This window comes from Citrobacter sp. Cs237 (assembly GCF_030332325.1).
Taxonomy (GTDB): domain Bacteria; phylum Pseudomonadota; class Gammaproteobacteria; order Enterobacterales; family Enterobacteriaceae; genus Citrobacter_A; species Citrobacter_A sedlakii.
Genome location: NZ_JAOWIB010000106.1, coordinates 643,602 through 656,491 on the forward strand (window position 1 = coordinate 643,602; position 12,890 = coordinate 656,491).

General features: G+C 57.4%; 11 protein-coding genes. All 11 read left to right on the forward strand.

All coding sequences use genetic code 11. The features are described 5' to 3' along the window. The first annotated feature begins 15 nt into the window (after nt 1–15). The 11 genes from cra (at nt 16) to murG (ending at nt 12,836) form a co-directional block, all read left to right on the forward strand. Nucleotides 16–1,020 carry a catabolite repressor/activator gene (cra, locus tag OGY07_RS16440; protein WP_042290334.1) on the forward strand — a complete coding sequence of 335 codons (1,005 nt, stop codon included), beginning with the start codon at nt 16–18 and terminating at the stop codon, nt 1,018–1,020. A 613-nt stretch (nt 1,021–1,633) separates the two neighbouring features. Continuing rightward, nucleotides 1,634–2,092, forward strand: a complete 459-nt coding sequence (gene mraZ / locus OGY07_RS16445) for a division/cell wall cluster transcriptional repressor MraZ (protein ID WP_042290072.1) — start codon at nt 1,634–1,636, stop codon at nt 2,090–2,092. A 1-nt stretch (nt 2,093) separates the two neighbouring features. Continuing rightward, a complete protein-coding gene (gene rsmH, locus OGY07_RS16450; protein ID WP_042290070.1) occupies nt 2,094–3,035 on the forward strand; it encodes a 16S rRNA (cytosine(1402)-N(4))-methyltransferase RsmH in 942 nt (313 codons plus the stop codon). After that, the gene (gene ftsL / locus OGY07_RS16455) at nt 3,032–3,397 is read left to right on the forward strand and encodes a cell division protein FtsL (RefSeq protein ID WP_012904474.1); all 366 of its coding nucleotides are present in this window, start codon (nt 3,032–3,034) and stop codon (nt 3,395–3,397) included. Before rsmH ends, ftsL begins: the two co-directional genes overlap by 4 nt. A gap of 152 nt (nt 3,398–3,549) precedes the next feature. Further along, nucleotides 3,550–5,304: a peptidoglycan glycosyltransferase FtsI gene (gene ftsI / locus OGY07_RS16460; protein ID WP_042290065.1), complete on the forward strand. Its 1,755-nt coding sequence runs from the start codon at nt 3,550–3,552 to the stop codon at nt 5,302–5,304. Further along, nucleotides 5,291–6,778 carry a UDP-N-acetylmuramoyl-L-alanyl-D-glutamate--2,6-diaminopimelate ligase gene (murE, locus tag OGY07_RS16465; RefSeq protein WP_042290063.1) on the forward strand — a complete coding sequence of 496 codons (1,488 nt, stop codon included), beginning with the start codon at nt 5,291–5,293 and terminating at the stop codon, nt 6,776–6,778. The genes ftsI and murE overlap by 14 nt, the downstream gene beginning before the upstream one ends. After that, a complete protein-coding gene (murF, locus tag OGY07_RS16470; RefSeq protein WP_286601749.1) occupies nt 6,775–8,133 on the forward strand; it encodes a UDP-N-acetylmuramoyl-tripeptide--D-alanyl-D-alanine ligase in 1,359 nt (452 codons plus the stop codon). Before murE ends, murF begins: the two co-directional genes overlap by 4 nt. After that, nucleotides 8,127–9,209: a phospho-N-acetylmuramoyl-pentapeptide-transferase gene (mraY, locus tag OGY07_RS16475; protein WP_012904478.1), complete on the forward strand. Its 1,083-nt coding sequence runs from the start codon at nt 8,127–8,129 to the stop codon at nt 9,207–9,209. Before murF ends, mraY begins: the two co-directional genes overlap by 7 nt. A 2-nt stretch (nt 9,210–9,211) precedes the next feature. Further along, a complete protein-coding gene (gene murD, locus OGY07_RS16480; RefSeq protein ID WP_200034930.1) occupies nt 9,212–10,528 on the forward strand; it encodes a UDP-N-acetylmuramoyl-L-alanine--D-glutamate ligase in 1,317 nt (438 codons plus the stop codon). Beyond that, nucleotides 10,528–11,772: a cell division protein FtsW gene (gene ftsW, locus OGY07_RS16485; protein WP_042290057.1), complete on the forward strand. Its 1,245-nt coding sequence runs from the start codon at nt 10,528–10,530 to the stop codon at nt 11,770–11,772. The genes murD and ftsW overlap by 1 nt, the downstream gene beginning before the upstream one ends. After that, nucleotides 11,769–12,836 (forward strand): undecaprenyldiphospho-muramoylpentapeptide beta-N-acetylglucosaminyltransferase, encoded by a 1,068-nt coding sequence (gene murG, locus OGY07_RS16490; RefSeq protein WP_286601753.1) that lies wholly within the window; start codon nt 11,769–11,771, stop codon nt 12,834–12,836. Before ftsW ends, murG begins: the two co-directional genes overlap by 4 nt. The last annotated feature ends 54 nt before the right edge of the window (nt 12,837–12,890 follow it).

The window sequence follows — 12,890 nt, forward strand, 5'->3', positions numbered from 1 at the left end:
ATGCAAGGGGCAATTGTGAAACTGGATGAAATCGCTCGGCTGGCCGGTGTCTCGCGAACGACTGCAAGCTACGTGATAAACGGAAAAGCAAAGCAATACCGCGTGAGCGACAAGACTGTCGAAAAAGTCATGGCAGTGGTACGCGAGCATAATTACCACCCGAACGCCGTGGCTGCCGGGCTGCGCGCTGGACGCACGCGCTCAATCGGGCTGGTGATCCCCGATCTTGAGAACACAAGCTACACCCGCATTGCAAACTATCTTGAGCGCCAGGCGCGTCAGCGCGGCTATCAACTGCTGATTGCTTGTTCGGAAGATCAGCCGGACAATGAAATGCGCTGCATCGAACATCTCTTGCAGCGTCAGGTTGACGCGATCATCGTGTCCACCTCGCTGCCGCCGGAGCATCCGTTCTATCAACGCTGGGCGAATGACTCCTTCCCGATTGTGGCGTTGGATCGCGCGCTGGATCGTGAACATTTCACCAGTGTCGTCGGCGCCGACCAGGACGATGCGGAAATGCTGGCGCAAGAGTTGCGTAAATTCCCCGCTGAAACGGTACTTTATCTCGGCGCGTTGCCGGAGCTGTCCGTGAGTTTCCTGCGGGAGCAGGGTTTTCGCAGCGCCTGGAAAGACGATCCGCGTGAGGTTCACTTTCTGTACGCCAATAGCTACGAGCGTGAAGCGGCTGCGCAGCTGTTTGAAAAATGGCTGGAAACACACCCGATGCCGCAGGCGCTGTTCACCACGTCCTTCGCTCTGCTGCAGGGCGTGATGGATGTGACGTTGCGTCGCGACGGCAAGCTGCCTTCCGATCTGGCCATTGCAACCTTTGGCGATAATGAGCTGCTGGATTTCCTGCAGTGCCCGGTACTGGCGGTAGCGCAGCGTCATCGCGACGTGGCGGAACGCGTGCTGGAGATCGTGCTGGCGAGTCTCGACGAACCGCGCAAACCGAAGCCTGGCTTAACGCGAATCAAACGTAACCTGTACCGTCGCGGCGTTCTCAGCCGCAACTGATAACCTTACCGCAGTCCAGGTGGCGTTCGCGTTAATCTGGTCTGCGGGAAATATGCCTTCCAGACAATACCCCCAGCAGAATTAAGATTATTCCTTAGTATTATCTCACCCGACGGCAAATAAACGATTTTTTAAACGCATGTGCGGGCCCGAAGGGTAATTACAGCGTTTACCGCGGCCCGTTTTGTATTTTTTTGTTACAGGTTTGTCGCGAATTGCCGAATTAACAGACACTTTCCTTTTCTTCTTTACGAAAGTCTCGGCTGGCTTGATGGCGCGCGGCGTTAACCGCGCTAAACAGGGACTGTATTCGCAGTGCAATATGTCCTAAAATGCCGCTCGCGTCGCAAACTGACACTTTATATTTTCTTTAGGAGAAGAGAAGTTCGTTTAAAAACGAGGAGGGGTATTTGGATTTTTTCTTACAAATATTCATGACGTTAATTTGCTTCGCTCGTTGGACAGAATTTAATCAACGCTGATATTAGCCGTAAACATTGGGTTTTTTACTCTGGTAAGCGTTGTGACTCGCTTGACAAGCTTTTCCTCCGCTCCGTAAACTCCTTTCAGTGGGAATTTGTGGGGCAAAGTGGTGATAAGGGGTTGAGCTGGCATGTTCCGGGGAGCAACGTTAGTCAATCTCGACAGTAAAGGGCGCTTAGCCGTGCCCACCCGTTACCGGGATCAACTGATCGAGAACGCTACCGGTCAAATGGTTTGCACCATTGACATCCATCACCCATGCCTGCTGCTTTACCCCCTGCCTGAATGGGAAATTATCGAGCAAAAATTATCGCGTCTGTCGAGCATGAACCCGGTAGAACGCCGCGTGCAGCGCCTGCTGTTGGGTCATGCCAGCGAATGTCAGATGGACAGCGCCGGTCGCCTGCTGATAGCGCCTGTTCTCCGGCAACATGCCGGTCTGACGAAAGAAGTGATGCTGGTTGGACAGTTCAACAAATTTGAACTGTGGGATGAAACGACCTGGTATCAACAGGTCAAGGAAGATATCGACGCAGAGCAGAGCGCTACCGGGACGTTGTCGGAACGCCTGCAGGACTTGTCTCTATAAGATGATGGAAAACTTTAAACACACCACGGTGCTGCTCGACGAGGCCGTCAACGGCCTGAACATTCGTCCAGATGGCATCTACATTGATGGGACATTTGGTCGCGGTGGCCACTCGCGCCTCATTCTCTCGCAGCTTGGCGAAGAAGGGCGCTTGCTGGCAATCGATCGCGATCCGCAGGCGATCGCCGTTGCGCAAACCATCAATGATCCGCGCTTCTCCATCATTCATGGACCTTTTTCGGCGCTGGCTGACTATGTCGGCGAGCGCGATCTTACCGGCAAGATCGACGGGATTCTTCTCGATCTTGGCGTCTCTTCACCGCAGCTCGACGATGCTGAACGTGGCTTTTCCTTTATGCGCGACGGCCCGCTGGACATGCGGATGGACCCGACGCGCGGCCAGTCCGCCGCCGAGTGGCTGCAAACCGCGGAAGAAGCGGATATTGCCTGGGTACTGAAAACCTTTGGCGAAGAGCGTTTTGCGAAGCGCATCGCTCGCGCCATCGTTGAACGTAACCGCGAGCAGCCGATGACCCGTACCAAAGAGCTGGCGGAGGTGGTCGCGGCGGCAACACCGGTGAAGGACAAATTCAAACATCCCGCGACCCGTACCTTCCAGGCGGTGCGCATCTGGGTAAACAGTGAACTGGAGGAGATAGAGCAGGCGCTAAAAAGCTCGCTCAGCGTGCTGGCCCCGGGTGGGCGGCTTTCTGTCATCAGCTTCCACTCGCTGGAAGATCGCATTGTGAAACGCTTTATGCGCGAGCAAAGCCGCGGTCCGAAAGTGCCCGCCGGGATCCCGATGACGGAAGCGCAGCTCAGTAAACTGGGCGGCCGTGAGTTAAGAGCGTTAGGCAAGTTGATGCCGGGTGAAAAAGAGGTCGCAGAAAATCCTCGTGCCCGTAGTTCAGTTCTGCGCATTGCAGAGAGGACGAACGCATGATCAGCAGAGTGACAGAAGCCCTTAGCAAAGTGAAGGGATCGATAGGAAGCAACGAGCGCCATGCCTTGCCTGGCGTGATCGGTGACGATCTTTTGCGATTCGGGAAGCTGCCACTCTGCCTGTTCATTTGCATCATTGTGACGGCGGTGACGGTGGTAACGACCGCTCACCATACGCGGTTACTGACCGCGCAGCGTGAACAACTGGTTCTGGAGCGTGATGCGCTGGATATTGAATGGCGCAACCTGATCCTTGAAGAAAACGCGCTCGGCGACCATAGCCGGGTGGAACGGATCGCAACGGAAAAGCTGCAAATGCAGCATGTTGATCCCTCACAAGAAAATATCGTAGTCCAAAAATAAGGAACAGCGCGACGCATGAAAGCAATGCAGGAAACACGCTACGCAAAAGCATTCATGATGCATCAAGGCAGCAAGCACATGAATCTCCAGGCGCTTACACACGTAAGCGACCAGGAGACGTGTGCGCAGCCAACGCAGAGGCAGCTTGAAGCATGACGCGTATAAAAGCGAAACGCCAGGAAGAACAAACCAACTTTATCAGTTGGCGTTTTGCGTTGCTTTGCGGCTGCATTTTATTGGCGCTGGGTTTTCTGCTGGGCCGCGTGGCCTGGTTGCAGATTATCGCCCCGGATATGCTGGTGCGTCAGGGCGACATGCGTTCGCTGCGCGTCCAGGAAGTCGCCACTTCCCGCGGTATGATCACTGACCGCTCCGGGCGTCCGCTGGCGGTCAGCGTGCCGGTGAAAGCGATTTGGGCGGACCCGAAAGAAGTGCATGACGCGGGTGGCGTCAGCGTCGGGGATCGCTGGAAAGCGCTCTCCACCGCGCTTAATATCCCGCTCGATCAGCTGGCTGCCCGCATTAACGCCAACCCGAAAGGGCGCTTTATCTATCTGGCGCGTCAGCTCAACCCGGATATGGCCGACTACATCAAAAAGCTGAAGCTACCGGGCATTCATTTGCGTGAAGAATCACGTCGCTACTACCCTTCCGGCGAAGTGACCGCTCACCTCATCGGGTTCACCAACGTTGACAGCCAGGGTATCGAAGGCGTCGAAAAAAGCTTCGACAAATGGCTGACCGGCCAGCCTGGCGAACGTGTGGTGCGTAAAGACCGCTATGGCCGCGTGATTGAGGATATCTCCTCCACCGACAGCCAGGCGGCGCACAACCTGGCGCTGAGTATTGATGAGCGCCTGCAGGCGCTGGTTTATCGCGAGCTGAACAACGCGGTGGCGTTTAACAAAGCGGAATCCGGCAGCGCGGTGTTGGTGGATGTAAACACCGGCGAAGTCCTGGCGATGGCTAACAGCCCGTCCTACAACCCGAACAACCTCAGCGGTACGCCGAAAGACGCGATGCGTAACCGGACCATTACCGACGTTTTTGAACCGGGTTCCACCGTCAAACCGATGGTGGTCATGACGGCGCTCCAGCGGGGTATCGTCAACGAGAACACGGTGCTCAACACCATTCCCTATCGAATTAACGGTCACGAAATCAAAGACGTGGCGCGCTACAGCGAATTGACCCTGACCGGGGTTCTACAGAAGTCGAGTAACGTCGGTGTTTCTAAGCTGGCGTTAGCGATGCCGTCCTCAGCGTTAGTAGACACTTACTCACGTTTTGGGCTGGGAAAAGCGACCAATTTGGGGTTGGTCGGAGAACGCAGTGGCTTATATCCTCAAAAACAACGGTGGTCTGACATAGAGAGGGCCACCTTCTCTTTCGGCTACGGGCTAATGGTAACGCCGTTACAGTTAGCGCGAGTCTACGCAACCATCGGCAGCTACGGGGTTTACCGTCCGCTGTCGATCACCAAAGTTGATCCCCCTGTTCCGGGAGAACGCATCTTCCCGGAATCCATCGTGCGCACCGTCGTACATATGATGGAAAGCGTGGCCCTGCCGGGCGGTGGCGGCGTGAAAGCGGCAATTAAAGGTTATCGCATCGCGATTAAAACCGGGACGGCGAAAAAAGTCGGACCGGATGGCCGCTACATCAACAAATACATTGCTTATACCGCGGGCGTTGCGCCTGCGAGTCAGCCGCGCTTTGCGCTGGTTGTTGTTATCAACGATCCGCAGGCGGGTAAATACTACGGCGGCGCCGTGTCCGCGCCGGTCTTTGGTGCCATCATGGGCGGCGTACTGCGCACCATGAACATCGAGCCGGATGCGCTGGCCACGGGCGAAAAAAGTGAATTCGTAATTAATCAAGGCGAGGGAACAGGTGGCAGATCGTAATTTGCGCGACCTTCTTGCTCCGTGGGTACCAGGTTTACCTGCGAGAGAACTGCGAGAGATGACACTCGACAGCCGCGTGGCTGCTTCGGGCGATCTCTTTGTGGCAGTGAAAGGTCATCAGGCGGACGGGCGTCGATATATCCCGCAGGCGATAGCGCAAGGTGTGGCTGCCATTATTGCAGAAGCGAAAGAAGAGGCGACCGACGGCGAAGTTCGTGAAATGCACGGCGTACCGGTCATCTATCTGAGCCAACTGAACGAACGTTTATCTGCACTGGCTGGTCGCTTTTATCACGAACCCTCTGAAAACATGCGTCTGGTTGGCGTGACCGGCACCAACGGTAAAACCACCACCACGCAATTGCTGGCGCAGTGGAGCCAACTGTTGGGCGAAACCAGCGCGGTGATGGGCACCGTCGGCAATGGCCTGCTGGGGAAAGTGATCCCGACTGAAAATACCACCGGGTCGGCGGTAGATGTGCAGCATGTCCTGGCGGGACTGGTCGATGAAGGCGCCACCTTTGGCGCAATGGAAGTCTCTTCGCACGGTCTGGTTCAGCATCGCGTGGCGGCGCTGAAATTCGCCGCGAGCGTCTTTACCAATCTCAGCCGCGATCACCTGGACTATCACGGTGACATGGAACAGTACGAAGCGGCAAAATGGCTGCTTTTCTCCACGCATCATTATGGTCAGGCCATTATCAACGCGGATGACGAAGTGGGTCGCCGCTGGCTGGCAAATCTGCCGGACGCGGTTGCCGTCTCGATGGAGGACCACATCAACCCGAACTGCCATGGCCGTTGGCTGAAGGCAGTCGACGTGAACTATCACGATAGCGGCGCGACGATTCGCTTTGCTTCAAGCTGGGGTGAAGGCGAAATCGAAAGCCGTCTGATGGGCGCCTTTAATGTCAGTAATCTGCTGTTGGCGCTGGCGACGCTGCTGGCGCTGGGCTATCCACTGAGCGAACTGCTGAAAACCGCCGCGCGTTTGCAGCCGGTTTGCGGTCGCATGGAAGTGTTCAGCGCGCCGGGTAAAACCACCGTGGTGGTTGACTACGCCCACACCCCGGATGCGCTGGAAAAAGCGTTACAGGCGGCGCGTCTGCACTGTACCGGTCAGCTCTGGTGCGTCTTTGGCTGTGGCGGCGATCGCGACAAAGGTAAGCGTCCGCTGATGGGGGCGATCGCGGAAGAGTTTGCCGATGTGGTTGTCGTTACCGACGACAATCCACGTACCGAAGAACCGCGCGCTATTATCGATGACATTCTGGCGGGAATGCTCGATGCCGGACACGCCCGGGTAATGGAAGGCCGCGCCGAGGCGGTCACGAACGCCATTATGCAGGCGAAAGAAAACGACGTGGTGCTGGTAGCGGGTAAAGGTCATGAAGATTACCAAATCATCGGCACGCAGCGTCTCGACTATTCTGACCGCGTAACCGCAGCGCGGCTGCTGGGGGTTATCGCATGATTAGCGTAACGCTCAGTCAACTTGCCGGCATCCTTAACGGCAAACTGAAAGGGGACGATCTGACCCTCGACGCCGTGACCACCGATACCCGCAAACTGACGCCGGGCTGCCTGTTTGTGGCGCTGAAAGGCGAACGCTTTGACGCCCATGATTTTGCCGCCCAGGCGAAAGAGGGCAGAGCGGGGGCGCTGCTGGTCAGCCGTCCGCTGGACTGTGACTTGCCGCAGCTTATCGTTCAGGACACCCGTCTGGCGTTTGGCGAACTGGCCGCATGGGTTCGCGCGCAGGTACCGGCTCGCGTAGTCGCGCTGACCGGTTCCTCCGGCAAAACCTCCGTCAAAGAGATGACCGCCGCTATTCTGAGCCAGTGTGGCAAAACCTTATACACCGCAGGCAATCTTAATAATGATATCGGCGTACCGATGACGCTGCTGCGGTTAACCGAAGAATATGACTTTGCCGTTATTGAATTAGGCGCCAATCACCAGGGCGAAATTGCGTGGACCGTCAGCCTGACGCGACCAGAAGCGGCGCTGGTGAATAATCTGGCAGCCGCGCATCTTGAAGGCTTCGGCTCTCTGGCGGGCGTGGCGAAGGCGAAAGGCGAAATCTATACCGGCCTGCCGGAAAACGGCATTGCCATTATGAACGCCGATAACAACGACTGGCTGAACTGGCAAAGCGTGATTGGCGACCGTAAAGTCTGGCGCTTTTCCCCGAATGCCGCCAACAGCGATTTTACCGCGACCAACATCCATGTGACCTCGCACGGTACGGAGTTCACCCTCCAGACGCCGGTGGGGGGCATTGATGTGCTGTTGCCGCTGCCGGGGCGTCACAACATCGCCAATGCGCTGGCGGCAGCGTCGCTGGCGATGGCTGTCGGCGCGCCGCTTGAGGCGATCAAATCCGGCCTCGCGGATCTGAAAGCGGTGCCGGGACGTTTGTTCCCGGTTCAGTTGGCAGAAAACAAGCTGCTGCTGGATGATTCCTACAACGCTAACGTCGGATCGATGACCGCCGCCGTACAGGTCCTGGCCGAAATGCCGGGCTACCGCGTACTGGTGGTGGGCGATATGGCGGAGCTGGGCGCAGAAAGCGAAGCGTGCCATGTGCAGGTCGGCACTGCCGCGCGCGCGGCGGGGATCGACAGTGTACTGAGTACAGGAAAACTGAGCCATGCCATCAGCGAGGCCAGCGGCACAGGCGAGCATTTCGCGGACAAATCCGCGCTGATCGCCCGTTTGAAGGCGCTGATTGCAGAGCAACAGATCATTACCATTTTAGTGAAGGGTTCACGTAGTGCCGCCATGGAAGAGGTAGTACGCGCATTACAGGAGAATGGAACATGTTAGTTTGGCTGGCCGAACATTTGGTCAAATATTATTCCGGCTTCAACGTCTTTTCCTATCTGACGTTTCGCGCCATCGTCAGCCTGCTGACCGCGCTGTTCATCTCCTTATGGATGGGCCCGCGCATGATTGCCCGTTTGCAAAAGCTCTCCTTCGGTCAGGTCGTGCGTAACGACGGTCCGGAATCTCACTTCAGCAAGCGTGGGACGCCGACGATGGGCGGCATTATGATCCTGACGGCGATTGTGATTTCCGTGCTGCTGTGGGCTTATCCGTCCAACCCGTACGTCTGGTGTGTACTGGTTGTGCTGATTGGCTACGGCATTATTGGTTTTGTTGACGACTACCGCAAAGTGGTGCGTAAAGACACCAAAGGGCTGATTGCCCGCTGGAAGTATTTCTGGATGTCGGTGATTGCGCTGGGTGTGGCTTTCGCCCTGTATCTCGCCGGAAAAGATACGCCTGCCACCGAGCTGGTGGTGCCGTTCTTTAAAGACGTCATGCCGCAGTTGGGCCTGTTCTACGTCCTGCTGGCGTATTTCGTGATTGTGGGGACGGGGAATGCGGTGAACCTGACCGACGGTCTGGATGGCTTAGCCATTATGCCTACCGTCTTCGTCGCCGCGGGATTTGCCCTGGTGGCGTGGGCGACCGGTAACATGAATTTCGCTAACTATCTGCATATTCCGTATCTGCGTCATGCGGGGGAACTGGTAATCGTCTGTACGGCGATAGTCGGCGCGGGATTAGGTTTCCTGTGGTTCAATACTTATCCGGCGCAGGTCTTTATGGGCGATGTCGGTTCGCTGGCGCTGGGCGGCGCGCTGGGGATTATTGCTGTGCTGCTGCGTCAGGAGTTCCTGCTGGTGATTATGGGCGGCGTGTTTGTCGTGGAAACCCTGTCGGTGATCCTGCAGGTCGGCTCCTTTAAACTGCGCGGACAGCGTATTTTCCGCATGGCGCCGATTCATCACCATTATGAACTGAAAGGCTGGCCGGAACCGCGCGTGATTGTGCGCTTCTGGATTATTTCGCTGATGCTGGTGCTGATTGGCCTGGCAACGCTGAAGGTACGTTAATCATGGCTGATTACCAGGGCAAAAACGTCGTCATTATCGGTCTGGGGCTTACCGGACTCTCTTGCGTGGACTTTTTTCTTGCCCGCGGCGTGACTCCTCGCGTGATGGACACCCGGGCGACGCCGCCGGGGCTGGATAAACTACCCGAAGCGGTTGAGCGCCACATTGGCAGCCTGAATGAAGACTGGCTGCTGGCGGCGGATCTGATTGTCGCCAGCCCTGGTATTGCCCTGGCGCACCCGGCGCTGAGCGCCGCCGCCGACGCAGGCGTGGAAATTGTCGGCGATATTGAACTGTTCTGCCGTGAAGCGCAGGCGCCGATTGTGGCGATTACCGGCTCGAACGGTAAAAGTACGGTCACCACGCTGGTGGGCGAGATGGCGAAAGCGGCAGGCGTAAACGTCGGCGTCGGCGGCAATATCGGCCTGCCCGCGTTGATGCTGCTGGATGCCGAGCGCGAACTGTACGTTCTGGAATTGTCCAGTTTCCAACTGGAAACCACCTCCAGTCTGCAGGCGGTGGCGGCGACGATCCTCAACGTGACTGAAGATCATATGGATCGCTACCCGTTTGGTCTGCAGCAGTACCGCGCGGCGAAACTGCGCGTCTATGAGAACGCCAAAGTGTGCGTCGTCAATGCTGACGATGCGCTGACTATGCCGGTGCGCGGCGCCGATGCGCGTTGCGTCAGCTTCGGCGTAAACATGGGTGACTACCACCTTAACCGCCAGCAGGGCGAAACCTGGCTGCGGGTGAAAGGCGAAAAAGTGCTGAACGTGAAAGAGATGAAACTCAGCGGGCAGCACAATTATACCAATGCCCTGGCGGCGCTGGCGCTGGCGGACGCCGCAGGTTTACCGCGCGCCAGCAGCCTGAAAGCCCTGACCACCTTTACCGGCCTGGCGCATCGCTTCCAGCTGGCATTGGAGCACAACGGGGTGCGCTGGATCAACGATTCGAAAGCCACCAACGTGGGCAGTACCGAGGCGGCGCTGAACGGGCTGCACGTTGATGGCACACTGCATCTGCTGCTGGGCGGCGACGGCAAGTCGGCGGATTTTTCGTCGCTTGCGCGCTACCTCGACGGCGATCGCGTGCGGCTGTACTGCTTTGGTCGCGATGGGGCGCAGCTTGCCGCGCTGCGTCCGGAGATCGCCGAACAGACAGAAACCCTGGAAGAAGCAATGCGCCTGCTGGCGCCGCGCGTGAAGTCGGGTGATATGGTTCTGCTCTCTCCGGCCTGCGCCAGCCTCGACCAGTTTAAGAATTTTGAGCAACGGGGTGATGTCTTTACCCGTCTGGCGAAGGAGTTAGGTTGATGCGTTTATCTCTCCCTCGCCTGAGACTGCCGCGCCTGCCGGGATTTGGCATCCTGGGCTGGATCTTTGCGGCGCTGAAAGGCTGGGTGATGGGCTCGCGGGATAAAGACACCGACAGCCTGGTGATGTACGACCGTATGCTGCTGTGGCTGACTTTTGGCCTGGCGGCGATCGGTTTCGTGATGGTGACTTCGGCATCTATGCCGGTAGGCCAGCGTCTGGCGGGCGATCCGTTCCTGTTTGCCAAACGTGACGCGCTCTATATTTTACTGGCATTTTGTCTGGCGATGATCACGCTACGCCTGCCGATGGAGTTCTGGCAGCGCTACAGCACCACGATGCTGATCGCCTCGATCATCATGCTGTTGATCGTACTGGTGGTCGGCAGCTCGGTGAACGGGGCATCGCGCTGGATTGCGCTCGGGCCGCTGCGTATTCAGCCGGCGGAATTCACCAAGCTGTCGTTGTTCTGTTACCTGGCGAACTATCTGGTGCGCAAGGTCGACGAAGTGCGGAACAACCTGCGCGGCTTTTTAAAGCCGATGGGCGTGATCCTCGTACTGGCGGTTTTGCTGCTGGCGCAGCCTGACCTCGGCACCGTTGTGGTGCTGTTCGTCACCACGCTGGCGATGCTGTTTCTGGCCGGGGCGAAGCTGTGGCAGTTCATCGCCATCATCGGCATGGGGATTTCGGCGGTCGTGCTGCTGATCCTCGCAGAACCGTATCGTATTCGCCGCGTGACTTCTTTCTGGAACCCGTGGGAAGACCCATTCGGTAGCGGTTATCAGCTCACTCAGTCTCTGATGGCGTTCGGTCGCGGGGAAGTTTGGGGACAAGGGCTGGGTAACTCAGTACAGAAACTGGAGTATTTGCCGGAAGCGCATACCGACTTCATCTTCGCCATTATTGGGGAAGAGCTGGGTTATATCGGTGTGGTACTGGCACTTTTAATGGTATTCTTCGTCGCTTTTCGCGCGATGTCGATTGGCCGTAAGGCGTTACAGATTGACCACCGCTTTTCCGGCTTTTTGGCTTGCTCTATCGGGATCTGGTTTAGTTTCCAGGCGCTGGTTAACGTGGGGGCCGCGGCGGGGATGCTGCCAACCAAAGGTCTGACGCTGCCGCTTATCAGCTACGGTGGCTCGAGTCTGTTGATTATGTCGACGGCAATCATGATGTTGCTGCGAATTGATTATGAAACACGTCTGGAAAAAGCCCAGGCGTTTACACGAGGTTTACGATGAGGGGTCAGGCGAAGCGGTTGATGGTGATGGCGGGCGGTACCGGCGGACATGTGTTCCCGGGGCTGGCGGTCGCGCACCATTTAATGGCTCAGGGCTGGGATGTTCGCTGGCTGGGCACCGCAGACCGTATGGAAGCGGATTTAGTTCCAAAGCACGGAATTGACATTGATTTCATCCGCATCTCCGGGCTGCGCGGGAAAGGCGTCAACGCGCTGCTGGCCGCGCCGCTGCGTATTTTCAATGCGTGGCGTCAGGCGCGCGCGATCATGAAGTCATTTAAGCCTGACGTGGTGCTGGGGATGGGCGGCTATGTTTCCGGCCCCGGCGGCCTTGCCGCGTGGTCATTGGGTATTCCGGTGGTGCTGCACGAACAAAACGGCATTGCCGGGCTAACCAATAAATGGCTGGCGAAAATTGCCACCAAGGTTATGCAGGCTTTCCCGGGCGCGTTCCCGAATGCGGAAGTGGTAGGGAACCCGGTTCGGACTGACGTGCTGGCGTTACCGCTGCCGCAGGATCGCCTTTCAGGGCGTGTTGGCCCGATTCGCATACTGGTGGTCGGTGGTTCCCAGGGGGCGCGCGTACTGAATCAAACGCTGCCGCAGGTTGCCGCGAAACTCGGTAATGCCGTGACCATCTGGCATCAAAGCGGAAAAGGTGGGCAGCAGACGGTCGAACAGGCTTACGCCAGCGCCGGGCAACCGCAGCATAAAGTGACTGAATTTATAGATGATATGGCCGCCGCTTACGCATGGGCCGATGTGGTGGTATGTCGTTCAGGCGCCCTGACGGTCAGTGAGATCGCCGCAGCCGGTTTACCCGCGCTGTTTGTGCCTTTCCAGCACAAAGACCGACAGCAGTACTGGAATGCGCTACCGCTGGAAAAAGCGGGCGCCGCTAAAATCCTTGAGCAGCCGCAGTTTACCGTGGATGCCGTTGTGAACACCCTGTCCGGGTGGGATCGGGGCGTATTACTGGAGATGGCGCAACGCGCGCGCGCGACGGCCATCCCGGATGCCACTGAACGGGTGGCGAAAGAAGTCAGCCTGGCAGCCCGGGCTTAACCCTCGCAGCGCGTGTTGCGCTGCACGAATTTTTTGAAGTAGTTAATGGCGTAA